At 66.2% G+C, this 22413-nt stretch carries 21 protein-coding genes; 5 read left to right on the forward strand and 16 right to left on the reverse strand.

What is annotated here, in order from left to right:
• Positions 1-300 precede the first annotated feature (300 nt).
• Both BAC01S_RS10785 and BAC01S_RS10790 read left to right on the forward strand, forming a co-directional pair.
• Entirely contained in the window at positions 301-1842 is a 1542-nt protein-coding gene (locus tag BAC01S_RS10785; protein WP_027794776.1) for a methyl-accepting chemotaxis protein, read from the forward strand.
• Positions 1843-1871: 29 nt separating this feature from the next.
• Positions 1872-2381 carry a DUF1697 domain-containing protein gene (locus BAC01S_RS10790; protein WP_027794777.1) on the forward strand — a complete coding sequence of 170 codons (510 nt, stop codon included), beginning with the start codon at positions 1872-1874 and terminating at the stop codon, positions 2379-2381.
• 30 nt (positions 2382-2411) lie between these two features.
• Here the strand turns inward: BAC01S_RS10790 and BAC01S_RS10795 are convergent, their stop codons facing one another.
• From BAC01S_RS10795 to BAC01S_RS10865, 15 genes are all read right to left on the reverse strand, one after another.
• Positions 2412-2954 carry a hypothetical protein gene (locus BAC01S_RS10795; protein ID WP_156954384.1) on the reverse strand — a complete coding sequence of 181 codons (543 nt, stop codon included), beginning with the start codon at positions 2952-2954 and terminating at the stop codon, positions 2412-2414.
• 364 nt (positions 2955-3318) lie between these two features.
• Entirely contained in the window at positions 3319-4722 is a 1404-nt protein-coding gene (locus BAC01S_RS10800; protein ID WP_027794779.1) for an MFS transporter, read from the reverse strand.
• 28 nt (positions 4723-4750) lie between these two features.
• The gene (locus BAC01S_RS10805) at positions 4751-5998 is read right to left on the reverse strand and encodes an NAD(P)/FAD-dependent oxidoreductase (RefSeq protein WP_027794780.1); all 1248 of its coding nucleotides are present in this window, start codon (positions 5996-5998) and stop codon (positions 4751-4753) included.
• On the reverse strand, positions 5995-6957 hold the full coding sequence (locus BAC01S_RS10810; RefSeq protein WP_027794781.1) for a VOC family protein: 963 nt from the start codon (positions 6955-6957) through the stop codon (positions 5995-5997). The genes BAC01S_RS10805 and BAC01S_RS10810 overlap by 4 nt, the downstream gene beginning before the upstream one ends.
• Before the next feature lie 18 nt (positions 6958-6975).
• Positions 6976-8481: an aldehyde dehydrogenase gene (locus BAC01S_RS10815; protein ID WP_027794782.1), complete on the reverse strand. Its 1506-nt coding sequence runs from the start codon at positions 8479-8481 to the stop codon at positions 6976-6978.
• A 58-nt stretch (positions 8482-8539) separates the two neighbouring features.
• Positions 8540-9373 carry an aspartate dehydrogenase gene (locus tag BAC01S_RS10820; protein ID WP_027794783.1) on the reverse strand — a complete coding sequence of 278 codons (834 nt, stop codon included), beginning with the start codon at positions 9371-9373 and terminating at the stop codon, positions 8540-8542.
• On the reverse strand, positions 9366-11024 hold the full coding sequence (locus tag BAC01S_RS10825) for a thiamine pyrophosphate-binding protein (protein WP_027794784.1): 1659 nt from the start codon (positions 11022-11024) through the stop codon (positions 9366-9368). Before BAC01S_RS10825 ends, BAC01S_RS10820 begins: the two co-directional genes overlap by 8 nt.
• Complete coding sequence (locus tag BAC01S_RS10830) at positions 11017-11823, reverse strand: SDR family oxidoreductase (RefSeq protein ID WP_027794785.1); 807 nt, start codon at positions 11821-11823, stop codon at positions 11017-11019. Before BAC01S_RS10830 ends, BAC01S_RS10825 begins: the two co-directional genes overlap by 8 nt.
• The gene (locus tag BAC01S_RS10835) at positions 11820-12722 is read right to left on the reverse strand and encodes an IclR family transcriptional regulator (protein ID WP_027794786.1); all 903 of its coding nucleotides are present in this window, start codon (positions 12720-12722) and stop codon (positions 11820-11822) included. The genes BAC01S_RS10830 and BAC01S_RS10835 overlap by 4 nt, the downstream gene beginning before the upstream one ends.
• Positions 12723-13610, reverse strand: coding sequence for an alpha/beta fold hydrolase (locus BAC01S_RS10840; protein ID WP_027794787.1), 888 nt, complete (start codon positions 13608-13610; stop codon positions 12723-12725).
• A 34-nt stretch (positions 13611-13644) separates the two neighbouring features.
• Positions 13645-14184, reverse strand: coding sequence for a cupin domain-containing protein (locus BAC01S_RS10845; RefSeq protein ID WP_027794788.1), 540 nt, complete (start codon positions 14182-14184; stop codon positions 13645-13647).
• A 30-nt stretch (positions 14185-14214) separates the two neighbouring features.
• Entirely contained in the window at positions 14215-14985 is a 771-nt protein-coding gene (locus tag BAC01S_RS10850) for an SDR family oxidoreductase (RefSeq protein ID WP_027794789.1), read from the reverse strand.
• Complete coding sequence (locus BAC01S_RS10855) at positions 14978-16081, reverse strand: aromatic ring-hydroxylating dioxygenase subunit alpha (RefSeq protein WP_027794790.1); 1104 nt, start codon at positions 16079-16081, stop codon at positions 14978-14980. The genes BAC01S_RS10850 and BAC01S_RS10855 overlap by 8 nt, the downstream gene beginning before the upstream one ends.
• Before the next feature lie 62 nt (positions 16082-16143).
• Positions 16144-16455, reverse strand: coding sequence for a recombinase-like helix-turn-helix domain-containing protein (locus BAC01S_RS10860; RefSeq protein WP_027794791.1), 312 nt, complete (start codon positions 16453-16455; stop codon positions 16144-16146).
• Position 16456: 1 nt separating this feature from the next.
• The gene (locus tag BAC01S_RS10865) at positions 16457-16771 is read right to left on the reverse strand and encodes a non-heme iron oxygenase ferredoxin subunit (RefSeq protein ID WP_027794792.1); all 315 of its coding nucleotides are present in this window, start codon (positions 16769-16771) and stop codon (positions 16457-16459) included.
• Between the two features lie 435 nt (positions 16772-17206).
• Between BAC01S_RS10865 and BAC01S_RS10870 the strand changes: the two genes are divergently transcribed.
• Positions 17207-18280, forward strand: a complete 1074-nt coding sequence (locus BAC01S_RS10870; RefSeq protein ID WP_027794793.1) for a porin — start codon at positions 17207-17209, stop codon at positions 18278-18280.
• Between the two features lie 34 nt (positions 18281-18314).
• Here BAC01S_RS10870 and BAC01S_RS10875 read toward each other — a convergent pair whose 3' ends face one another.
• Positions 18315-19301: an IclR family transcriptional regulator gene (locus BAC01S_RS10875; RefSeq protein ID WP_027794794.1), complete on the reverse strand. Its 987-nt coding sequence runs from the start codon at positions 19299-19301 to the stop codon at positions 18315-18317.
• A gap of 298 nt (positions 19302-19599) precedes the next feature.
• Between BAC01S_RS10875 and BAC01S_RS10885 the strand changes: the two genes are divergently transcribed.
• Together BAC01S_RS10885 and BAC01S_RS10890 are read left to right on the forward strand one after the other, a co-directional pair.
• Positions 19600-20853: an ROK family transcriptional regulator gene (locus BAC01S_RS10885; protein WP_027794795.1), complete on the forward strand. Its 1254-nt coding sequence runs from the start codon at positions 19600-19602 to the stop codon at positions 20851-20853.
• The gene (locus tag BAC01S_RS10890) at positions 20837-22393 is read left to right on the forward strand and encodes a sugar ABC transporter ATP-binding protein (protein WP_043201890.1); all 1557 of its coding nucleotides are present in this window, start codon (positions 20837-20839) and stop codon (positions 22391-22393) included. Before BAC01S_RS10885 ends, BAC01S_RS10890 begins: the two co-directional genes overlap by 17 nt.
• Positions 22394-22413: the final 20 nt, after the last annotated feature.

A 22413-nucleotide genomic window follows, 5' to 3' on the forward strand; every position in this document is an offset into this window, starting at 1 on the left:
AGCCCGCATCGCGTCGACCTGCATGTGTACGTGGGAAGCGTGGTCTAACCTGCCCGCCGCGCGCAGCGCACGCTGCGCGCGTTCCCCCCACGATGAGAGCCCCCACCGGAAGCATCTGTCGCTGCCGGTGGATCAAACGGCGCAAGCCAAACCTGTCGTTTTCCCTGGAGTACCTGCCATACCGGGTTTTGCGGTCTAAATAACGTCCAGATTTTTGCCGTTATATATTCCATGATTGGCGCTTTGTTCCATTAAAGAAACATAAGCGAGACTCCGGCAACCCGACCCGCCCCTTCCACAATGACAAACCTCACGCTCAACGCACGCATCGCCTCCACGATCGCGTTCCTCGCCCTGCTGCTGATCGCGACCGGCGCGATCGGCATCGTCGGCATGGCCGAAAGCGACCGCGCCCAGCACGAGGCCTATGAGACCCACTACGCGTCGGTCGTCGCTCTGGGCAAGTCGGGCACGGCCATGTCGCGGGCCCGCTTCGGACTGGACTGGGCGATCGCCAATCCGCAGTCGCCGCAGCTAGGCATGCAACTGGACCGTGCCAACGGCCTGCTCGCGGATTCCGACCGGCACTGGGCCGATTTCCGCGCACTGCCGAAGACGCCGGAACTCGCCGCCCTCACCGACGACCTCGACGCGAAGCGCAACGCCGTGCGTCACGACGGCATCGACCGCCTGATCGCGGCGATCCGCAGCGGCAACACGGGATGGATGGACGAGAACCGCGCACAGCATCTGATTGCGCTCTACACGGCGATGAACACGAGCCAGAGCGCGCTGGAACAGTATCTGGACAAACAAGCAGCACAAGCGGAGGAGCACTCGACCAGCCTCTTCCACGCCATGCTCGCCACCTGCACGGCGAGCATCGTGCTTGCGCTCGGCGTGGCGTTCCTGAGCTGGCGCGCCCTGCGCCGCGCGATCATGACGCCGCTCGCGAGCGCGCTGCACCAGTTCGACGCGATTGCCGCGGGCGACCTCAGCACGCGCGTGACGGTGCGAACGAACGACGAAATGGGCACGCTGCTGCGCGCACTCGGCGCGATGCAGGAGCGCCTGCTGGGCACGGTGGCCTCGGTGCGCACCGGTTCCCAGGCGATTGCCTCGGCCACGCAGGAAATCGCGGCGGGGAATCAGGATCTCTCGCAGCGCACCGAGGAGCAAGCCGCCTCGCTGGGCGAAACCGCTTCGGCCATGGAGCAGCTCACGGCCACGGTCCAACTGAACGCGGCCAATGCCGAACAGGCCAGCGGCCTCGCGCGCGACGCGTCGCATCTCACTGCGAACGGCCGCGACGCCATGAGCGGGGTGATCGAAACCATGCGCGCGATCCACACGGGCTCCGCCCAGATGACGGGCATCGTCGGCACGATCGAAAGCATCGCCTTCCAAACGAACATCCTCGCGCTCAATGCCGCCGTGGAAGCGGCGCGTGCCGGCGACGAGGGCCGCGGCTTCGCCGTTGTGGCAGGCGAAGTGCGCAGCCTTGCGCAACGCTCGGCGACGGCGGCGCGCGAGATTGGCGCGCTGATCGCCGAATCCACGTCGCGCGTCGAGCGCGGCGCGAGTCTGGTGGAGAACGCAGGCGGAACGATGCAGCAGGTGGAGGCCGCGGTTACGCGAGTGACGAGCATCGTGGGCGAAATCGCGCAAGCCTCGCGCGAACAGAGCGAAGGCATCCAGCAGGTTGGCCTCGCAATCACGCAGATGGACGAAGTCACGCAGCAGAACGCCGCGCTCGTGGAGCAATGCGCAGCCGCGGCAGCCTCGCTTTCCGATCAGGCACATGCGTTGCGCGAATTGACCGGAGGCTTCAAAGTTGCCTGAACGCGCGGCAAACGTCATAGAATTGCCGAATGCAAACTTACGTCGCTTTCCTGCGTGCCGTGAATGTGGGCGGCACCGGCAAACTACCCATGGCGGAACTCCGCGCCATGGCGGAAGCCGCCGGCTTCGCGAACGTGCGCACCTATATCGCGAGCGGCAACCTCGTCTTCTCCAGCGCGCTTTCCGAAGCGAAAGCCAAGGGTGCACTCGAACGCCGCCTCGACGAGTACGCCGGCAAGCCGGTGGGCGTGCTCGTTCGCACGGGCGGAGAACTGACCGCGGTACTGCGCGCCAATCCGTTCACCGCCGCGGCGCCCGACCGTACGGTTGCGATCTTCCTCGACGCGCCGCCGCCCGCCGACACGCTTGCGCACGTGAGCGGCCTCGGCACTGAGGCAATCGCGCTCGGCAAGCGCGAGATCTATGTCCATTACCCGGACGGCATGGCGCGCACGAAGCTCAAGATTCCAGCGGCAAAGTCGGGCACGGCGCGCAACATGAATACCATTGCCACGCTGGCCGAATGGGCTGCGCAATGAGCCAGAGATAACCCTTCGCGCCTTGGTTCATCAGAACTTGTGCTGGACCGAAACGGTGGCGCCCGTATCGTGGCCGTGCGTGACGGAAAGGTGCGCACTGGCGGAAACGCGCCAGTCGTTGACCATCATCGCGAGCCGGCGCGTGGTATGCGCGGCTGAGCCCGTGCCTTCGTCCGCCAACTGCAGCAGGCTCAGCAGCGTAGCCGACGAAGCCACCGCACCCAATCCGCTCCCAGGGGATGTTGCTTGCGGTTGCGGTTGCAAATGCAAGGGACCGGAAGGCGGTGGCACGACAGTGCGTTCGAACGCTCCGGGTGCCGCAGCATAGAAGTCGGAAGGACTAAGGCCGGCCGTGGCCTCCTGATACGACGAATACTGCAAGGCGTAGTGGAAAACGTACTGGCCCGGCTCCGGTATGGGAGAAACGACCTCCATGGGCAGCGGCGCAATCGAGGCGAGCAGCACGTCGGCGGATGCGCTGTCGGCGACACCTTCCGCCAGGGCATTGCCGCTCAGGGCAAGGCAGATCACGCTGGTGGCCCAGCGCGGTTCGTGACGGCCTATCGTGAGCATGATTTTCATCCCGCAAGGATTCAAAACATCACACTTCACAGGATACGGATCAGCGCGCCGGCGGCCCGCTTCGGCCCGCCGAACGACCAACCCGCCCGCCAGCCGGAAGTCATGGAGGCAGGCCAACACCGCAGCAATAGCAAGGGATCCTTTTCTTTATAGTCGAAACTGGAAAAGGCACCAAGTCGGCTTGCATCGGAGCCTTTCGCTCAGCCTGGCCAGCACCTTTACCCATACACCGGGCGATGCGTAGATGAACGCTTGATCGACTCGGCAATCGGTTGGCGAGACGCGACGCCTCGCCAACGCGTGCCGTGAGCTTCGGGCATGTCGCCGTTCGCTTACCTTGAAGCGTGCCCGGTCCTCAAGCCTCGAGTTGCTCGAGCACCTTGCCCTTGGTTTCGATGCCGAGCAGATGCACGGCAACGGCGGCCAGGAACGGCGCAGCCGCGAGAATGTAGAACGCCACGTCGAGGTTTCCGCCGATCATGGTCTTCGAAACGATGGTGGGCGCGAAGATGGCCGCCACCTTGAGCCATGCGCCGCCCATACCGCAACCCATGGCGCGGATGCTGGTGGGATAGAGCTCCGGCGTATAGACATAGGCCGTGATGAACCCGCACGCGAGGAAGCCCAGCGAAAAGGCACAGAACGTCGCGACCACGTAGACCGACATGGCGTGGCAGATGCCGGCCAGCGCGAGCGACAGCGCGCACAGCACGAACGAGACGTTGATGATGGGCTTGCGGCCCACCTTGTCGACGAGCAGCGCGCAGGTGAGCGAGCCCACCACGCCCAGCACGGATGCCGCCACCGCCAGATTCAGCGCGAGTTGCAGCGGCGCATGATAGATCGTGCGATAGATGGTGGGCAGCCAGGTCGAAAGACCGTACTGGATGAAGCCGCAGGTCATCCACAGCATTGCCACGGCGATCGAGCGCTTGAGGTAGGCCGGGCCGTAGAGATCCTTGACGCGGCGCTCCGGGTGGCGGTTGACGAGCGCGTCGAACTCCGCTGCATCCGGGATCGGTTCGAGCACGCCCTTCACCTTGCGCTCGAACGCGCTCACGGCAATGTGCGCGTCTTCCAGACGATGGTGTTCGGCAAGCCAGCGCGGCGACTCGGGCACGAGACGGCGCAGCGTGAAGAACAGGATCAGCGGCAGGCCGCCGATGAAATACATGGCCTGCCAGCCGAAGCGCGGCACCATCCAGGCGCCCAGCGCATTCGAAGCGAGCAGGCCGATAGGAAACACGATTTCGTAAAGCAGAACGAACCGTCCGCGTCCGTGCGCCCGGCTGATCTCGTTGATATAGGTGGCCGCCACCGGCAGTTCGCCGCCAAGGCCCAGCCCCTGCACCACGCGCAGCGCCGCGAACGCCGCGAAGGTGGGCGCGAAGCCGCACGCAATGCTCGTCACGCCGATGATCCCCGAGCTCCATGCAATCGCGCGCACGCGGCCGTGTCGCTCGGCAAGCCACGGAAAGAGGAATGCGCCGAACAGCTGCCCGATCGACCCGGAGGCGATCAGAAAGCCGATCTCCCACGGCGTGAGATGCCACTTCTGGATGAGGATCGGCAGTGTCGCGGCGATTGCGATCACGTCGAAGCCATCGAAGAACGTGGCGAGGCCGATGAGGATGCGCGCGCGCACCTGCATCGCATTGGTCGGCAGGCGTTCCAGCCGCGCGATGATCGAGCCGCGCGTGTGGGTCTCGCCCACGGTCGCCGCGCCCTGCCGCCCGATGAAGTTATCGATGGTTCCCATGCGTCTCGTCCATTCCCGTTTCGTTGGTCTACGCAAGCGCCTTGCTGGTGTCGGTCAAGGTCGAAAGATCGACCGCTCGGCCCTGGCTCATCCATTTGCGCGCGAGCTTCAGGTCGCGTGCCGCGTTGATCGCGATCACGCCGCGCAGATGGCCGAGCTCCACGAAGAAGAGCGACGCGCGCTTTTCATCGAGGTTGCCGCGCACCGCCAGTTCGGCGTCCGCGGGCAGGTCGCCCAGGATCTGCAGGTTCACGTCGTATTGATCGGACCAGAACCACGGAATTTCGGCGTACGGAGCTTTCACGCCCAGCACGGCCTTTCCCGCCGCGATGGCCTGGTTCTGCGCGTTGGCCCAGGACTCCAGCCGCACGCGCCGCTTGAGCCACGCATTCGGATGATTGGCCACGTCGCCGCAAGCAAACACGTTCGGGTCTTCCGTCGCGCCGTATTCGTCCACCACGATGCCGTCCGCCACCGCGAGGCCCGCGGCTTCCGCCAGCGCCGTGTGCGGCGCGAGGCCGACGCCGGCAACGGCGAAGTCGGCGTCGAGCGTCGAGCCGTCGGCGAAGGTGGCGCGCACGCGGCTCGCGTCCTCCGGATGATCTTCGAGCGAGACGAGCGCGGCGTTCAGGCGCACGTCCACGCCGTTCGCCCGATGCAGGTTCAGCAGGAAGTCCGATACCAGCGGCGGCAGCGAGCGCGCGCACAGGCGCGGCGCACCTTCCACCACGGTCGCCTCGACGCCGAGCTTGCGCGCCGTAGCCGCGACTTCAAGGCCAATCCAGCCGCCGCCCACCACGAGCACGCGCCGGCTCGCGCGAAGGCGTTCGCCCAGCGCCACGGCTTCATCGAGCGTGCGCAGATACGTGACGTGCGAGGTCTTCGCGACGCTCGCCGGCAGACGGCGCGCCGCGCCGCCCGTTGCGATCACGAGTCGGTCGTACTGCACCTCGCGGCCCTCGCGGGTCTTCACGATGCGCGCGGCACGGTCGATCTGCGTGGCGCAATCGGGTTGCCACGTCTCGACGTTCAGGTCTGCGAACTCATCGGGCTTGACGATGCGAACAGTGTCGATGTCCGCGTCGCCCGCGAGCACGGCTTTCGAAAGCGGCGGACGTTCGTAGGGCAGATGGATTTCGTCGGCAATCGTCACGAGGCGGCCGTCGAAGCCCTCCTTGCGCAACGTCTTGACGACCCAACCCGCCGCCTGGCCGCCACCGATCACGACGACCGTGCCGGGTGCTGCCTGCGCTTCCTGCGTGCCTTCGGTGTTCATTGCTTGCGCTCCGTCATGAACTTGCCTTCCGGCGCCTGGACGTTCTTCTGGCGGCGCGTGTTGCCGTCGAGGCCGCCGTCGATGGCCCATTCGGCGAACACGGTCGGGCCCGGCTCGAAGTCGCGCGGTTGCCATTCCGGCGTGAGGATATCTTCGTCGGCGTAGTACTCGATCAGGCCGCCCGCCGGGTTCTTGAAGTACCAGAAGTACGCCGAAGAAACGGGATGCCGGCCCGGGCCGAGCTGCGTGGTCCAGCCGCAGCGGCTGATATGCAGGCCGCCGCCGAATACCTCGTGGATGTCACGCACCGTGAACGCCACGTGATTCAACCCCTTCTTGCCGTCGGGCAGCGCGAGCAGGAACAGGTCGTGATGGCCGCCGTGCGGCGCGCAGCGCATGAACGCGCCGCGATTCGGGTAGCGGTCCGAAGTTTCGAAGCCCAGCAGTTCGTGATAGAACTTCTCCTGCTCGGCGAGGCAGTTCGTGAAGAACACCACGTGGCCGACTTCCACCGGCTCCGCGCGCTCGTAGATGGGCGAAGGCTGGTCGACGCGCAGCGTTTGCCCCCACACGTTCGACGGCGAGCCCTGCACGTCGATCTCGCGCTTGCGGGTCACTTCAATGCGGATCGCCATGCCGGCCGGGTCGTAGCAGCCCACCGCCGTGTCGGTGGAGGTATAGCCGGGCTGGCCCTTCAGGCGTTCGCGCAGGGCGTCCAGTTCTTCGCGCGTGGCCACGCCCCACGTCACTTCGCGCAGCGTCGGGCCCGCCTCGAACGCGACGGGCAGCGACAGGTCGTTCGCATCGACGGCCAGCACCGTGCAGCCGTTCAGCGTCTCGAAGCGCGCGCGAGTTTCGTCATGCGCGACTTCCTTCAAGCCCCAGTCGGCGAAAAAACGCCGACAGGTTTCGAGGTCCGTCACGCCGTAAGTAATCTGTTCGATGCCAAGAATCGTCATGATCTGTCTCTCCTGCCGTCAGGCCTTGGCCCACGGCAGCGGTGCGTCGTTCAAGCCCCAGTAGAGGCTCTTCTGCTGCATGTATTCGCGAATGCCGAGCCGCCCTTTCTCGCGGCCCATGCCACTATCTTTCCAGCCCGAGAACGGCGTGGAGATCGAAAACAGCTTGTAGGTGTTGATCCAGACGGTGCCCGCCTCCAGCGCGCGCGCCACGCGCCATGCGCGCTTATAGTCGCGCGTCCAGACACCGGCGGCGAGACCGAATACGCTGTCATTGGCTTCCTTGATCAGCGCGGCTTCGTCGTCGAACGGCATTGCCACGAGCACCGGCCCGAAAATCTCTTCCTGGCAGATGCGCGCACTGTTCTGGAGTCCTTCGAGTATGGTCGGCTGGTAGAAGAAACCGTTCTCGCGCCCCTCGCCCACCGGCCGCTCGCCGCCGCACAACAGGCGCCCGCCCTCTTCGAGACCGAGCGCCACGTAACGTTCCACCGTTTCGCGATGCTTCGCCGTGATGAGCGGACCCATCTGCGTTTCGGCCTGCTCAGGGTTGCCCACGCGCAGCTTGCGCGCGCCTTCCACGAGGCGCTTCATGAACGCGTCGTAGATGCCGCGCTGCACGAAGAGACGCGAGCCCGCAATACAGGCCTCGCCCGACGAACTGAAGATGCCGTACAGCACGCCGTTTACGGCGTGGTCGAGATCGGCGTCGTCGAACACGATGGTCGGCGACTTGCCGCCCAGTTCGAGCGAAACCGGCATGAGCTTTTCCGCAGCAATGCGCGCAATGCCGCGGCCCACGTCGGTGCCGCCCGTGAACGACACTTTCTTGACGAGCGGATGGCGCACGAGTACGTCGCCGATCACCGAGCCCTTGCCCGGCAACACGCTCAGCACGCCCTTGGGCACGCCCGCTTCCTCGCAGATGCGCGCGAGCGCGAGCGAGGCGAGCGGCGTGACTTCGGCAGGCTTGAGCACCACCGAGTTGCCGCCCGCCAACGCCGGCGCCAGCTTTTGGGCGTCCGAAGCGATCGGCGAATTCCACGGCGTGATTGCCGCGATCACGCCGATGGGCTCGTACACGCTCATCGTCAGATAGTCGCCGCGCGATGGCGTGAGCTCTTCGTCGAGCGTTTCGAGGCACGCCGCGTAGTAGCGGAACGTGTTCACCGCGCTCGCCACGAGCGCGCGCGTTTCGCCGATGGGCTTGCCGTTGTCGCGACGCTGCAGATTCGCAAGCGCCTCGTGACGCTGCGTGATGAGGTCGGCGATGCGGTACAGCACGAGCGCGCGCTGATGCGGCTTGAGCCCGGCCCAGTCGGCGCGGCGCCAGGCGGAGTCGGCGGCCACGATGGCTTCCTCGGCGTCTTCCACGCTCGCCTGCGAGACCTCCAGGTTCAGCGACTGGTCGGCCGGGTAGAGGCTTGCATAAGGCGCGGCGCGCCCGCGGCGCCATTCGCCGCCGATCAGGATGTCGCCGTTCGGCAGCAGGTCACGTATCGGGCTCGTATCGAAAGGTGTCATTTCACAGTTCCTCATGCGGGGAGCTCGCCGTGAAGCGCCGCTCGCCGCCACTACTTCGTCAGATCACGCAGCGTGCCGCACGGTTGCGCAGCGCGCGAATCGCGCTGTATGCCGTCAGCGCCGAGGTCTTCGGATTGTCCGGCAGCGGCTTGCCGCACATTTCCAGCGACATCTCGCCGAACGCACCACGCGCGACGATGCGATGCACGTTGCGCTGGACCGCCGGATCGGCGATCAGGCGCACGGTTGTCTGGTCGAGGCCGAGGCCCGCCAGCGCAATCGTCGCCGCCACGTTCGCGTTCTTCGGAAAGAGACGCGCCGCTTCGCGCGCACTGCCTTCGAAGATGACGCGCTCGCTCGTGAGCGTGCGCAGATCGCAGACCTCTTCGGCCGGCGTATCGAGCCATCCGAGCGGCGGCTTGCGGCCCGTGTAGAGCACTTCGTCGAGGCCGCCCAACTTCGCCGCCGAAAGCGCGTCGATACCGCCAATCGCGCCCGAGAGCAGCGTGAGCGTGGCCTGCCCTTCGTCGGCCGCGAGCGAGAGCCGTTCGAGCAGATCGACGTCCGAGAGCGCACCAATCGAGGCCACCGCGCAGTCCGTGCCGGCCTTCAGGAGCGGCACGACGTGATCGACGAGCGCGCCGTGTCCCGCGCATTCCAGCGCGAACTGCGGACGGCTGGACAACGCCGCCACCGACGACACGACCTCCACCGACGTACCCACCACATCGCGCACCTGACCCGCGTGCTGCTCTGGCACGATGACGTGCGAGACGTGCACGAGCGGATCGGCCGCCACGGCGCGATACACCGTCTGTCCGATCGCGCCGAAGCCGATCATCGCGATGTCGACGGGCGCCTGCGCAGCGCCCGGGTTGGCCCCATTAGGCATGTTGCGGCTCCTCTTTACGCACCGGCGGCCCGGCGAAGACCGTCTCGAAGCTGCCCACCGACTTCATGTCCACTTCCAGCAGCACGGGGCCCTCGAACGCAAGGCCTTCGCGGATCGTGGCGTCGGCTTCGTCGAGCGATGAAAGTCGGTAGTGCTTGAGACTCAGACTCGCGCAGAACTGCGCGAAGTCCGGCTGGTGCAGATCGACGAACATGCGGCGGCCGCCGTACTGCGCGTCCTGGATGTTGCGGATCACGCCATAGCACTGATCGTTCATCAGCACGATCATGACGTTGGCCTTTTCCTGCACGGCCGTCGCGAGTTCGCCGACGTTGACCATCAGGCCGCCGTCGCCCACGAGGCAGACGGTCTTCGCCGCCGCGCCCGCCAGCGCCGCGCCGATCGCCATCTGCATGCCCTGGCCGATGCCGCCGCCGAGCGCATGCACGCCCGCGCGCGGGCTGAAGATCTTCAGAAGACGATTGCCCCACGTGCTGTTCGAGATCGTGACGTCACGCACCCAGTTGTAGTCGCGGCCCACGGCGCGCTGGAGCGCTTCCACGAGACGGCGATACGGGCCGAGACCCTTGGCCGTTTCGGCCACCGCCGTTTCGTGCGCCGCCGCGAGATCGGCCGCGAACTGCGGATCGACCTTCAGCTTGCCTTCGAGCTTCGTGGCCAGCGCGTCGAGCACCGCCGCCGAATCGCCATGCACGAAGAGCGCGTTGCGATAGCCACGGTTGTCCGCCAGCGCATCCGCATCCACGCGGTAGAGCGGTTGCGGCAGGCCGAGCTTGTACTTCAGCGTTTCGTTGCCGCGCAAGCGCGAGCCCACCACGAGCATCGCGTCGCACGTTTTATAGAACGTCTCCACGGGCGCGCTCACGTTGAATGCGCCGAGCGTGGCCGGATGATCTTCGGGCAGCACGCCACGGCCCTGCACGCTCGTCACCACGCCGAAGCCCAGCGCGACGAGGCGCTCGACCGCCGCGCGCGCATGACGCGCGCCGCCGCCAAGCCACAGCAGCGGACGCTTCGCCTTCGCGAGCGCGTTCGCCAGTTCTTCCACACGCGCGTCGTCGTGCGTGAGCGCCGTGAGGTGCGGTGCGCCGAGATCGGCGGGCCAATCGATCAGCGCGGCCTGGATGTCGATGGGAATCTCCACGCTCACGGGGCCGCTCGGCGCGGTCCGTGCAACGCGCACCGCTTCGCGGATCGTGGGCAACGCCGTTTCGACCGAGCGCACGCGGAACGCGGCCTTCGAGATCGACGAAAGCATGGTCAGCTGATCCGGCGCCTCGTGAATGTAGGCGAGGTCCTGGTCGAGGTATTCGGTTTCGATCTGGCCGGTGATGTGCAGGAGCGCCGTGCCCGCGGTCAGTGCCTCGACCATCGCGCCCGCCGCATTGCCCGCCGCCGTGCCCGTGCTCGTGAACGCCACGCCCAGGCCGCCCGAAACGCGCGCGAGGCCGTCCGCCATGTTGACCGCGCCCGCTTCGCCGCGCGCGCCGACGTAGCGGATCTTGCCGCGCCGGCCGATGGCGTCGAGGATCGGCATGTTGTGAATCGAGATCACGCCGAACGTGGTCTCCACGCCGCATTGTTCGAGAAAGGCGGCAATCAGTTCGCCGACGGTGGTTTTGTTAGACATGACGTGCTACGCCTCCAGATACATCGATATGACTGCCCGTCGTATAGGACGACAGGGACGTGGCCAGATAAAACAGTGCCCGGGCCGCTTCTTCGGGGCGGCCGAAACGGCCAAGCGGAATGTGTTTCGTGCGCGCGAGCTCGCCGGTCCAGTCTTCCCAGCTCTGGCCCGGCTTCGCTTGCGTTTCGTAGCGGCGGCGCCACTGGCCCGACTCCACGATGCCGATCAGGATCGAGTTCACGCGAATGCGCTCGGGCGCGAGTTCGCCCGCGAGCGACTTGATGAGGCTCAGCACCCCGGCGCGCGCCGAGGACGTCGCCACCATATGCGGCTCCGGCTGCAGCGCGAGCAGCGAGTTCACGCAGACGATGGCTGCGTTGCCTTGCTTCGCTGTACTACGCAGCATCGGCAGGAACGCGCGCGTCGGGCGGATGATGCTGAAATACTTGAGGTCCAGTTCTTCGCGCCACGCTTCGTCGGTGGTATCCGCGAAGGTCGAGACGCGGCCCTGCCCTGCGTTGTTCACGAGCATATCGGTGCGGCCGAAGCGCTTTTCGACTGCGCCGGCGAAAGCGGCCACGTCGTCGGCATTCAGCACGTCGCAGCGCGCGGCCAGCAGTTGCGCCTGCGGGAAGCGTTCGCGCAAGCCCTGCTCGGCGCGTGCGAGGCGCTCGGCGTCGCGGCCGCAGATCGCGACCGAAGCGCCCGCCTGCAGAAAGAGTTCGGCCGTCGCGAGGCCGATGCCGGACGAACCGCCCGTCACCACCGCAACCTGACCGGTCAAGTCGATTTGAATCATCTGATCCCCAATGCCTTCATATACGGGCTGCCCTTGCGAGTGCTGTCTTGCGCCCCGCTCTGCGAACCGCCTTTACCAGGCCGATAGTTGAGCCGTCGCGAGAGATCGTTGGCGGCGCGGAGCACCTTGTCGATCAGCCCTGCGTCGAGCAACTGGGCGTCGATGGCCGGACGCGGGATCGTCGTGGTGATCACCGCAACGATGCGCCCCGTGTCGTTGCGCACGGGCGCCGATACCACCGAAATGCCGCGCTCGAACGAAGATTCGCTCACCGCATAGCCTCGTTCGGCATCCTCACGGATACGGGCAAAAAGCTCTTCCACGGTCTCGGGCGTCTGCGGCGTGAAGCGTTCGAGCGTCGGCTCCGGATAAAGCGCGCGCAGCTCGTCCAGCGTGAAGTCGCCCATCAGCACCTGGCCGTGCGTGGTGGCGTGCGCCGGCAGGCGCGTGCCCACGTTCACCTTGACCGAGCTGAAGATGGGCGCATGGCTTTGCGCCTTCGCCACGAAAACGATGTCGCGGCCGTCACGGATCACGATATGCGAGGTGAGACCAGTTTCGTCGCGCAGCGCCTCGATGAGCGGCAGGCCGAGATCGGTGAGCTCCAGCGAGCTCAGGTACTCGAAGCCGAGGCGCAGCACCGCCACACCCAGCCGGTAATTGCGGTCGCGGTCCGCGCGCTCGAGAAAGCCCAGCGCTTCGAGCGTTTGCAGCAAGCGAAACACCGTCGTGCGCGGAATGCCGAGGCGCCGCGACAGCTCGGGCGCGTCGAGCACGGGCTCGCGCGGCGAAAATTCGGTGAGAATACGCAGCCCCCGTTCCAGACCCGGCACGCGATAGTTCGTATCGCTGCGGTCTTCGTCGGCGCCGGGGGTCGCTCTGGCGAGATCGGGTGTCATTCAGTGACTCCGTTGTCCTTCGGCCGCGCGGCAGAACGCGTCGATCAACGCGTCGTAGGCCGCCGGTGCTTCGATATAGCCCGCATGACCGGCGCGCGGCACGAGCCGCAGCGGCACGCGTGCCGCCTGCGCCAGCCGTTCGCACGCGGCGGGCGGCGTGATGCTGTCCTCGGCGCCTACGGCCATGCCCACGCGGCCCCGGAAAATCGCGAGGTCGGCGGCAAGATCCGCGTTCGCGAGCAGGTGCGTGGCCTGCGCGTAGCCGTGCGGCAGCACGCGCGACATGTTCCAGCGCACCCAGGCGCGCGCCGTCTCGTCGGCGTGCGGCGAGAGCATGTTCGCGCTGCGCTTTTCGGCAAGACCCGCCGGGCCGAGTTCGGCCAACATGGCGAGGCGCGCATCGCGCTTTTCGGCGCGCAGTGCTTCGCTAGCCGCGCCGTAGCCGCCTGCGGGCGAAATCAGGAGCAGCCCCGCCAGCCGCTCCTGATTCGCTGCAGCGAAAGCACCCGCAACGATCGCACCAAGCGAATGCCCTGCCAGCACGCAACGTGCAATGCCGAGCGCGTCGAGCCAGCCGGCCAGCCGTTGGGCGTAGTCGGCCGCCACGGGCGATCCGGCCGTGACCGGCGTGGAAGCGCCATACCCCGGCGCGTCCCAGGCCAGCACACGGCGCGAGGCGCCCAGCGTTTCGAACTGCTGAACCCAGGAAGCCGCGCCCGAACCGATGCCATGAAGCAGCACGAGCGGCAGCGCGTCGTCCGGCGTTCCTGACGCCTCGCGATACGCCACGCTTGCGCCCCCCACGTCGGCAAGCTGTACCGGGAAGCGGGCAAGGCGAGCTTCGAGCGGTGCGGCGGCTTCGGTGGCGGGTGTGATGAGGGTGTTCATGGCAACCGGTTCAGTCGTTGAAAATACGGATTCCTTACTTCTGCAGATCGCGCTTGATCTTCGCGAGCGGCGAATCCGGCGGATAGGTCGGCGTAATGGGCTTCGGCGAGCCGAGCATCACGCACATCAGCGCGTCTTCCTCGCCGACGTTGATTTCCGTGCGGTACACGCCGGGCGGCACCGAGATCAGGTCGCGCTCGCCGAGCACGGCCTCCCAGGTCTTGCCGTCCTTCTCGCAGATCACCTTCATCTTGCCGCGCAGCACGAAGAAGATTTCTTCCACGTCCATATGGATGTGGCTCGGGCCGATGTTGCCGGCCGGAATCACCATCGTCGAAAACGTGAAGCCACCTGCGGGCACCGTGTTCACGTCCTTCGCGACACCCGTGCCGCCCGTGCCCACGTAGCGCATCTGCGCGCGGCGGTACTTCGGGTCATAGTCGGCCTGGAACTTCAGCGCGTCCCAGTCGTAGCGGCGCGTTGCATAGCGCGCCACGCGGCCTTCCATCCATTGTTCGAAGGTGGCGTCGTCGGGTTGGTCCCACGACTTGCGCTCGATATCGGCATCAGCCATCGATTTCTCCCTGGGTTCGGTTGGTTGAGATCAATTCATCACGAAGCCGCCGTTCACCGGCAGCAGTTGGCCCGTCACGAAGCGAGCGGCATCGGTAAGCAGGAACAGCACAGGCCCCGTCACGTCCTCGGGCACCTGGGAGCGGCGCAGCGCGCGGCCTTCGAGGTAGTACGCGTGGCGTTCCGCAGGCACATAGGCCGTCGCCTCGACTTCGGTCAGTCCCGGCGCGATGGCGTTGACGGTGATGCCGTCGTTGCCGAATTCGCGGGCGAGCGAGTGCGTCATCGCGATCACGGCGCCCTTGCTGGCCACATAGGCGAGCAGCTTCGGCGCGCCCCACAATGCGGTGTCCGAAGCAATGTTCACGATCGCGCCACGGCCCGATTCCGCCAGCCAACGCTGCGCCGCCGTGCACATGAGCCACGTGCCGCGCACGTTGACGTTCATGACGGCGTCCCACGTGTCGACACTCAGTTCACCGGCAAGCTTGCCGCCTGAATTCGTGATCGCCGCGTTGTTGATGAGGCTGTCGATGCCGCCCATGCGCCGCGCCGCGCCCTCGATGAACGTGCGGATGCTCTCCGGCTGCGCGAGGTCGAGCGGCGCATAGCCCACGTCATGCCCCTGCGCCGCGAGCGAAACCGCAAGTGACGCGCCGGCGTCGTGCAGCACGTCGCCGAAGGTCACGCGGGCGCCGGCCGCGGCCAGCGCCGTCACGAACGCCGCGCCCAGGCCCCGCGCGCCGCCGGTCACGACGACGCGCCGGCCGGCCAGGCTCGCCTGTGCCACGGTGTTATGCATGGCTGTGGCCCGCCGCTTGCGCGCCCTGCGTTGCGCCTTGCTTTGCGTCCTGCTGGGCACGCCAGGCATCGAGCTCGGCGAAGTCCTGCTGCGCGCGCTGGCGCAGCATGCGGCGCACGCGCGTCATGCCCACGTCGTGCTGATAGAGGAATTCGTGGTCGCGCGCGTTCGGCGCCATGCTTTCGAGAACGTAGCGGTCCTGCTCCAGCACGGCCCAGTGCAGCCCTTCCAGGCGGTTGCGGTACAGGAAGCGCCACGCGTCGCGCTGCCAGCCCTGCACCTTGCGCGTGCGCCAGAAATAAACCTGGCAGTGCTTTTCATCCACGGGCACGGCGAAGCCGATGATGCCGAAGTTGCCACCCGGGCCGAACTTCTTCTTGTACGGAATGGCGAGGCGCATCCAGAGGGTGCCCGTGTCGCCCAGTTCCACCCAGTCGAAGTTCACGTCGCGCTGGCCGACCTTCTCGAACATGAGGCCCGTTTCGGTCTTGCGCACGCGCATGTCGGCCTGCTTGTCGCCCTCGGCCATCGAGTGCGAAGTCGCGTGCAGGTAGGCGCCATGCATCGGGTCCATCACGTTGTCGATCGCGTACTGGTAATTGCACTTCCAGTTCGACATGCAGAGGAAGCTCGCGTACGACTCGTCCACCAGTTCTTCCGGCAGCACGAGCGGCGCCGGCTCCTTGTGCGCTTCGTCGCCGAACCACAGGAAGATCGCGCCTGCGTGCTCTTCGACCGGGTACGACTTCACGCACTTCTGGCCTTCCAGCGGGCAGGCCGCCACGGCCGGCACGCTCTGCACCGTGCCGCCGCCGTCGATTTCGATGCCGTGATACCAGCACGCCACGCGGTCGCCGAGGTTCCAGCCCAGCGAAAGGCGTGCGCCGCGGTGTGGGCAGCGGTCTTCGAGCGCGCGGACCTTGCCGTCCTGATCGCGCCACAGCACGATCTGGTCGCCAAGACGCGTGATGCCGACGGGCGCGCTGCCAACCTGCCAGCTCGGCGCGACGGGATACCAGTAATTACGCAGGCCGCGGTCGAGATAGGCGCGGATCGGATCGGCGGCGCCGGCTGCTTCGGGAGTGGGGGACGTCATCGTGAGACTCCGGATACTTGTTCGGTGTGACGGTGCTGGACCGTGTATGTCGGCGAGCCCGCTTATTCGGCGAGCAGACGGAATTCGGCGGTCAGTCGCTCCGCGGTCCACGGCGCGCCTTCGGGCGTGCGGAAACCCACGCGGTTCAGTCCTGCCACCACCTCTTCGAGTTCGACGGCGCCGGCCTCGAACACCTTCTCGAGCGCATCGCCAAAGTCGTTTTCGTATTGCGTGGGCTCGGCCTTGCGGGTCTGCCACACGAGGTTCAGCGCCTCGCCTGGCTGCTCGATCACGCCCTTGCCGGCCACGTTGTTCGGTTGCGGCGCGAGCCAGGGCTTGAGCGACGGATTGAAGTTCACGGGGATTTCACGCATGTCATTCCACCTTGATCTGGATTTCTTCGCCGGCGAGACGGACCGAGTACATCTTCAGGTCGCGGCCGCCGGGCTCCTTGAGGCACTTTCCGGTAGGGATATGGAACACGGCTTCGTGCAGGGGGCATTCGACGGTGTCGCCGTCGACGAAGCCCTGCGTCAGCAACGCGAACGCATGCGGGCAGACGTTCTCGAGTGCATAGAGCTCGTCGCCCACCTTGTAGATGCCGATTTCGGTGCCGTCGAGCTTGAACTCGATCGGCGCGTCTTCGGACAGATCGCCGGCATGTCCGGCACAACGCCATTCTTCAGCCATTTCTCACCTTTCCAGGACACTCATGTTCCATACAAGGAACATTAGTTTATGTATGGTCATTATAGAAGCCGTGGCGCGCGGAAAAAACAGAAATCACACATCCCTAGGGAAAACACCGATCCTTCGTAGGAAGGAGGTGGGAACGGTGTCATCCCGCGTCTCGCGGGAGTTGCCGAAGCGCTTGAACGGAAAGGCTTTCTCCAGACAGACGGACTGCTTGACGCCAAAACAACACAGGGTATTCACCGTCCCAAAAAAGTATTTTGGCTACCGGAAAGAATCTCTATACTTTCCATAGGCGTTACGTTTGTCCATACATGGAACACAGCACGCTCAGTGTAGCCGACCGGAAAGAAGCGGCGCAACGCCAATCAAGAGGTTGAACAGGCCGGCACAAGCGATCCGGCCATTCGTCACACGTTGAGGAGTCCAAAGTTGAAGCACGTTATTGTCGCGGGACTGACCGGAATCTGCGCCGTCACGAGCGCATGGGCGCAAAGCAGCGTCACGCTGTACGGCAGCATGGATGCCGGCGTCGCCTATATCAGCAACGCGGGTGGGAGCACGAAGTGGGAAGAAGAGCAGGGTAATACCCAGCCCGATCGCTGGGGCCTGCTCGGCGCAGAGGATCTGGGCGGCGGCCTGAAGGCGGTCTTCCAGCTCGAAAACGGCTTCTACACGAACACGGGCGCGATGGCGAAGGCCGGCACGCTGTTCAACCGCGCGGCCTTCGTGGGCCTGCAGTCGAACCAGATCGGCACGCTCTCGTTCGGCCTGCAGACGCCGTTCTCCTTCGACGTGCTGGGCCCGTTCAGCACGGGTTACCTGAGCGGCAACTGGTTCGCGTTCCACCCCGGCAATATCGACGAACTCGCCGACACGAGCGTCGTGCCGTTCCAGAACTCGGTGAAATTCCGTTCTGCGAACTTTTACGGCTTCACGGCCGGCGCGATGCTGGGCCTTGGCAACACCTCCAACTTCGCAACCGGCCGCACGATGAGCTACGCGCTCACGTACAACAACGGCGGCTTCAAGGCCGGCGCTTCGTGGTCGAACGAGAACGACCGCTCGGTGTCGATGGCGACGACCGGCATCACGGAGTTCCAGGGCCAGCCGGCCGCGACGTACCTCGCCGACAAGGTGCAGAACATGGGCATCGGCGCGCAGTACTCACTCGGCAACCTGCTCGTGCACGGTCTCTATACGCGCACGAAGCTGCAGTCGAACGGCTACTCCGACACGTTCCAGAGCTACGACGCGGGCGCGAACTACCAGCTCACCGTTGCCGACACGATCGTGAGCGGTGCCTCCACTTCGACGCTCTCGGGCCGCCGCTGGTCCCAGATCGTGGTCGGCGACATCTACGCGCTCTCGAAGTCCACCCAGGTCTATGCCGACGTGCTGTACGAGCATGCGAACTCGGAAGCGTATGCCGCGCTCTTCACCGCCGGGGTGTCGAGCGGACGCAACCAGGTGAGCGTGCTCACCGGCATTCACCACTCGTTCTGATCGAGGCACGGCGCGGCGCCAGGGCCGCGCCGGTTCAGAGAAAGCCCGCCGGCAGCGGACGGCTGCGCGCGGCGCGAGCCGCGGTGGGATCGTTGGCACGCGGCCGATAGTTCAGGCGCGTCGACAGATCGACGGCCGCGCCGCACACCGCCGCGATGAGCGGCGCCCGCTGCGTTTCGCCGCCGATATCGGAGCGCGGCACCGTTACCGTGATGGCCGCCGCGATCTTGCCCGACTGATCGCGCACCGGCGCGCTCACCACCGAAATCCCCGTTTCGAACGATCCCTCGCTCAGTGCGTAGCCCTGCTCCGCGCTCTCGCGTATGCGCGCGTAGAGGTCGGTGACCGTGGCGGGCGTGCGGTCGGTGTAACGTTCGAGCTGCTTTTCCGGGTAGAGCGCGCGCAGTTCGGCCAGCGTGAAATCGCCCATCAATACCTGGCCATGCACGGTGGCGTGCGCGGGCAAACGCGTGCCCACGTGCACCTTCACCGAACTGAACATCGGATCATGCGTCTGTGCCTTCGCGACGAATACGATGTCGCGGCCGTCGCGAATCAAAAGGTGCGCGCTCAGGCCGGTCGAATCGCGCAGACGTTCGAGCACGGGCTGGCCGAAATCCGTAAGTTCGAGCGAACTCAGGTACTCGAAGCCGAGACGCAGCACGGCCACGCCCAGGCGAAACTGCCGGTCGCCGTTCACGCGTTCGAGAAAACCCAGCGCCTCGAGCGTCTGCAACAGGCGGAACGTGGTCGTGCGGGGAATGCCGATGCGCCGCGACAGTTCCGGGGCGCCGAGCACCGGCTCGCGCGCCGAAAATTCGGTGAGGATGCGCAGGCCCCGTTCGAGGCCGGGCACAAGGTACGTGGAGGCGCCGGCGCCTTCTTCGTCGGCGCCTTCGGGGGCGTTTTCATGCACTTCTGCGGCGTCCCGCGCGGCGTTCTCCTCGTCGGCGGGATGTGCTTCGCTCTTTCGCGGCCCGGTGCCGCGACGGGCGATACCGGTCGTGTTTTGTCTGGCCATTGTCGGCTTCTGTCTATCGGATGGTTCGTTGACGTCTGCAATGATAGCGCGCCATCACTTGATGACTCGCATCCCGGCCGTCTTCGCCGCTTTGGCGTCGAACGTCGCCGTGTATTCGCATTGCGCTTCGTGGCACGCGCGTTCGATCAGGCAACCGGCAAAGTCCGCGGACGATTCCTTGTACAAGCGCAGAGCTTTCCATGCGATCTCAGTCCCACCGGGATTTCCCCAGGCTGACACGCTCCCCGTTCCGTCATTAAATAAATCATGTTGATTTAATTAATGACGGAGGAGACACGTGAGAAGTCCGCATGTCGGCCAGGGCAGCAATTCGGCCAACGTCCGCCGCTTCAACGAGCGCCTCGTGTTGCAGGCGCTGCGCCGCGCCGGCCAGGCGTCGAAGGCAGATCTTGCGCGTCTCGCGAATCTCACGAGCACGGCAGTCGGCAGCATCATCACGTCATTGATCGAAAACGGCCTCATCGAAGTCACGGGCCGCCGCCTGGAAGGCCAGCGGGGCCAGCCCGCCTCTCTCCTGCGGCTCGATCCGCGCGGAGCGTTCGCCATCGGCGTGCGGCTCGATCGCACGAGCATCGAAACCGTGCTCGTCAATTTCGCAGGCCAAATGATCGAGCGGCGTTCGCACGACATGCTGCTGCCGCTGCCCCCCGTCGCCCAGGAAATCGTGCAGGGCGACATCCGCGAGCTGCTTTCGCGGCTCGATGCGCGAGAGAGAAGCCGCCTCGCCGGCATCGGCGTCGCGCAGCCGTACAACCTCGGTAGCTGGCTGCGCGAACTGGGGCTGCCCACCGATCCCTTCAGCGTGTGGAACGACGTCGACTTCGCGGGAGAGCTGGGCCGGGCGCTCCGGCTGCCCGTGTTCAGCGAGAACGACGGCAACGCCGCCGCGATCGCGGAGCTGTTCTACGGGTGCGGGCGCCAACGCGACGACTTCCTCTACCTGTTCCTCGGCCCGGCCATCGGCGGCGGTATCGCCATCGACGGCGATTGCGTGCGCGGCCTCACCGGCAACGCGGGCGACTTCGCGGTGATGCCCGTGCCGCCCAGCCGCCTGCCCTCCGCGGCCCAGCCGCCCGGCAAATGGGACATCCTGCTCTCGCGCGCCTCGTTGATCGCGCTGCGGCGGCACCTGCGCCATTACGGCGTCAGCGTGGACAGCCGCGCCGATCTCGAGGCTTGCATCGCAGAGAGGCACCCGGCCGTGGAAGAGTGGCTCGACGATTGCGTGGACGCGCTCGCGCCCTCGCTGCGCGCGGCACTGTGCGTGCTGGACCTGCCGGCCGTCGTGCTCGACGCCGACGTGGACGCCGGCCTCATCGACACGCTCATGCGGCGCCTTTCCGTTGCGGTGGCCGCGACGGCCCCGGAGGCAAGCGGCATTCCCGAACTCGTGCGCGGCACCTTCGGCCCCGATGCGGGCGCGCTGGGTGCCGCCACGCTCCCCATGTTCTACAATTTTTCGCCACGTGCAGGCATCCTGATGGGCGCCGGCGCGCAAACGCAGGAGGCAAGCCATGTCGTCTCATACTGAAACGTCGCGTCCATTGCTGGAAATGCGCGGCATCAGCAAGACCTTTCCCGGCGTGCGCGCGCTGGACAACGTGAGCCTTTCGGTGCGCGCCGGCGAAGTGCACTCGCTGATGGGCGAGAACGGCGCCGGCAAGTCCACGCTCATGAAAATTCTTTCGGGGGCCTATCAAGCCGACCCCGGCGGCGAAATCTTCATCGACGGCAAGGTCGTGCAGATCGACGGTCCGCTCGCCGCGCGCGAGCTCGGCGTGGCCGTGATCTATCAGGAGCTGAGCCTCGCGCCGAATCTGAGCGTTGCCGAAAACATCTACGCGGGCCGCGAGCTGCGCAAGGGCGGCCGCCGCTGGGGCATGGTGGACCGCAAGGCCATGGAGCGCGAGTGCGAGGACGTGCTCACGCGCCTCGGCGCGACCTTCGGGCCCGCCACGCTCGTCGGCTCGCTCTCGATCGCGGAACGCCAGCTCGTGGAGATTGCCCGCGCGGTCCACTCGCAGGCGCGCATCCTAGTGATGGACGAGCCCACCACGCCGCTCTCCTCGCGCGAAACGGAGCGCCTTTTCAAGCTCATCCTGCAGCTGCGCGAAGAAGGGCTCGCGATCATCTACATCAGCCATCGCATGGCCGAGGTCTACGAACTTTCGGACCGCGTTTCCGTGCTGCGCGACGGCACCTACGTCGGCACGCTCGAGCGCGAGGCCCTGAATGCCGACAGCCTCGTGAGCATGATGGTGGGCCGCGACATCTCCGGTTTCTACAAGAAGGCGCACGCCCCCTACGACCCGGGCAAGGCTGTGCTCACGGTGCGCGACGTCGCCGACGGCCGCCGCGTGCGCGGCTGCAGCCTCGATCTGCACGCGGGCGAAGTGCTCGGCATTGCGGGTCTCGTGGGCGCGGGCCGCACCGAGCTGGCACGCCTGATCTTCGGCGCCGAGCCGCGCACGAGCGGCGAGATCGCCATCGACGGCCGCACGCTGCACGTCCATACGCCGCGCGACGCCATCAACGCGGGCCTCGTCTATCTGACCGAAGACCGCAAGCACCAGGGCCTCTTCCTCGACATGAGCGTGCGCGACAACATCAACGTCGCCGTGTGCGGGCGCGACGCGCGCTTCGGCGTGCTCGACCGCGCGCGCGGCGCCCAGCGCGCGAAAGATTCGATCCGCTCGCTTTCCATCCGCGTGCCGGGCGCGCGCGTGAACGTGGGCGCGCTCTCGGGCGGCAACCAGCAGAAGGTGCTGCTCTCGCGCTTGCTGGAAACGCAGCCGCGCGTGCTGATTCTCGACGAGCCCACGCGCGGCGTGGATATCGGCGCGAAGTCGGAGATCTATCGCATCATCAACGACCTCGCGAAGTCCGGCGTCGGCATCATCGTGATTTCGAGCGAACTGCCCGAGGTCATCGGCGTGGCCGACCGCGTGCTCGTCATGCGCGAAGGCGTATTCGCAGGCGAGCTGGGCGGCTACACCGGCAAGCCCATCACCCAGGAAGCCATCATCGAACTGGCCACCGGTTCGCCGGCCGCGCTGGACGAAGCGGCCTGACCTTACACGAACACGAGAGA

The sequence above is a fragment of the Paraburkholderia acidipaludis NBRC 101816 genome (assembly GCF_000684975.1).
In the GTDB taxonomy this organism is placed as follows: domain Bacteria; phylum Pseudomonadota; class Gammaproteobacteria; order Burkholderiales; family Burkholderiaceae; genus Paraburkholderia; species Paraburkholderia acidipaludis.

What these genes read in the sequence shown, in the direction of transcription:
- BAC01S_RS10785 (WP_027794776.1), top strand. Translation starts at nt 301, where the DNA reads ATGACAAACCTCACGCTCAACGCACGCATCGCCTCCACGATCGCGTTC.
- BAC01S_RS10790 (WP_027794777.1), top strand. Translation starts at nt 1,872, where the DNA reads ATGCAAACTTACGTCGCTTTCCTGCGTGCCGTGAATGTGGGCGGCACC.
- BAC01S_RS10795 (WP_156954384.1), bottom strand. Translation starts at nt 2,954, where the DNA reads ATGCTCACGATAGGCCGTCACGAACCGCGCTGGGCCACCAGCGTGATC.
- BAC01S_RS10800 (WP_027794779.1), bottom strand. Translation starts at nt 4,722, where the DNA reads ATGGGAACCATCGATAACTTCATCGGGCGGCAGGGCGCGGCGACCGTG.
- BAC01S_RS10805 (WP_027794780.1), bottom strand. Translation starts at nt 5,998, where the DNA reads ATGAACACCGAAGGCACGCAGGAAGCGCAGGCAGCACCCGGCACGGTC.
- BAC01S_RS10810 (WP_027794781.1), bottom strand. Translation starts at nt 6,957, where the DNA reads ATGACGATTCTTGGCATCGAACAGATTACTTACGGCGTGACGGACCTC.
- BAC01S_RS10815 (WP_027794782.1), bottom strand. Translation starts at nt 8,481, where the DNA reads ATGACACCTTTCGATACGAGCCCGATACGTGACCTGCTGCCGAACGGC.
- BAC01S_RS10820 (WP_027794783.1), bottom strand. Translation starts at nt 9,373, where the DNA reads ATGCCTAATGGGGCCAACCCGGGCGCTGCGCAGGCGCCCGTCGACATC.
- BAC01S_RS10825 (WP_027794784.1), bottom strand. Translation starts at nt 11,024, where the DNA reads ATGTCTAACAAAACCACCGTCGGCGAACTGATTGCCGCCTTTCTCGAA.
- BAC01S_RS10830 (WP_027794785.1), bottom strand. Translation starts at nt 11,823, where the DNA reads ATGATTCAAATCGACTTGACCGGTCAGGTTGCGGTGGTGACGGGCGGT.
- BAC01S_RS10835 (WP_027794786.1), bottom strand. Translation starts at nt 12,722, where the DNA reads ATGACACCCGATCTCGCCAGAGCGACCCCCGGCGCCGACGAAGACCGC.
- BAC01S_RS10840 (WP_027794787.1), bottom strand. Translation starts at nt 13,610, where the DNA reads ATGAACACCCTCATCACACCCGCCACCGAAGCCGCCGCACCGCTCGAA.
- BAC01S_RS10845 (WP_027794788.1), bottom strand. Translation starts at nt 14,184, where the DNA reads ATGGCTGATGCCGATATCGAGCGCAAGTCGTGGGACCAACCCGACGAC.
- BAC01S_RS10850 (WP_027794789.1), bottom strand. Translation starts at nt 14,985, where the DNA reads ATGCATAACACCGTGGCACAGGCGAGCCTGGCCGGCCGGCGCGTCGTC.
- BAC01S_RS10855 (WP_027794790.1), bottom strand. Translation starts at nt 16,081, where the DNA reads ATGACGTCCCCCACTCCCGAAGCAGCCGGCGCCGCCGATCCGATCCGC.
- BAC01S_RS10860 (WP_027794791.1), bottom strand. Translation starts at nt 16,455, where the DNA reads ATGCGTGAAATCCCCGTGAACTTCAATCCGTCGCTCAAGCCCTGGCTC.
- BAC01S_RS10865 (WP_027794792.1), bottom strand. Translation starts at nt 16,771, where the DNA reads ATGGCTGAAGAATGGCGTTGTGCCGGACATGCCGGCGATCTGTCCGAA.
- BAC01S_RS10875 (WP_027794794.1), bottom strand. Translation starts at nt 19,301, where the DNA reads ATGGCCAGACAAAACACGACCGGTATCGCCCGTCGCGGCACCGGGCCG.
- BAC01S_RS10890 (WP_043201890.1), top strand. Translation starts at nt 20,837, where the DNA reads ATGTCGTCTCATACTGAAACGTCGCGTCCATTGCTGGAAATGCGCGGC.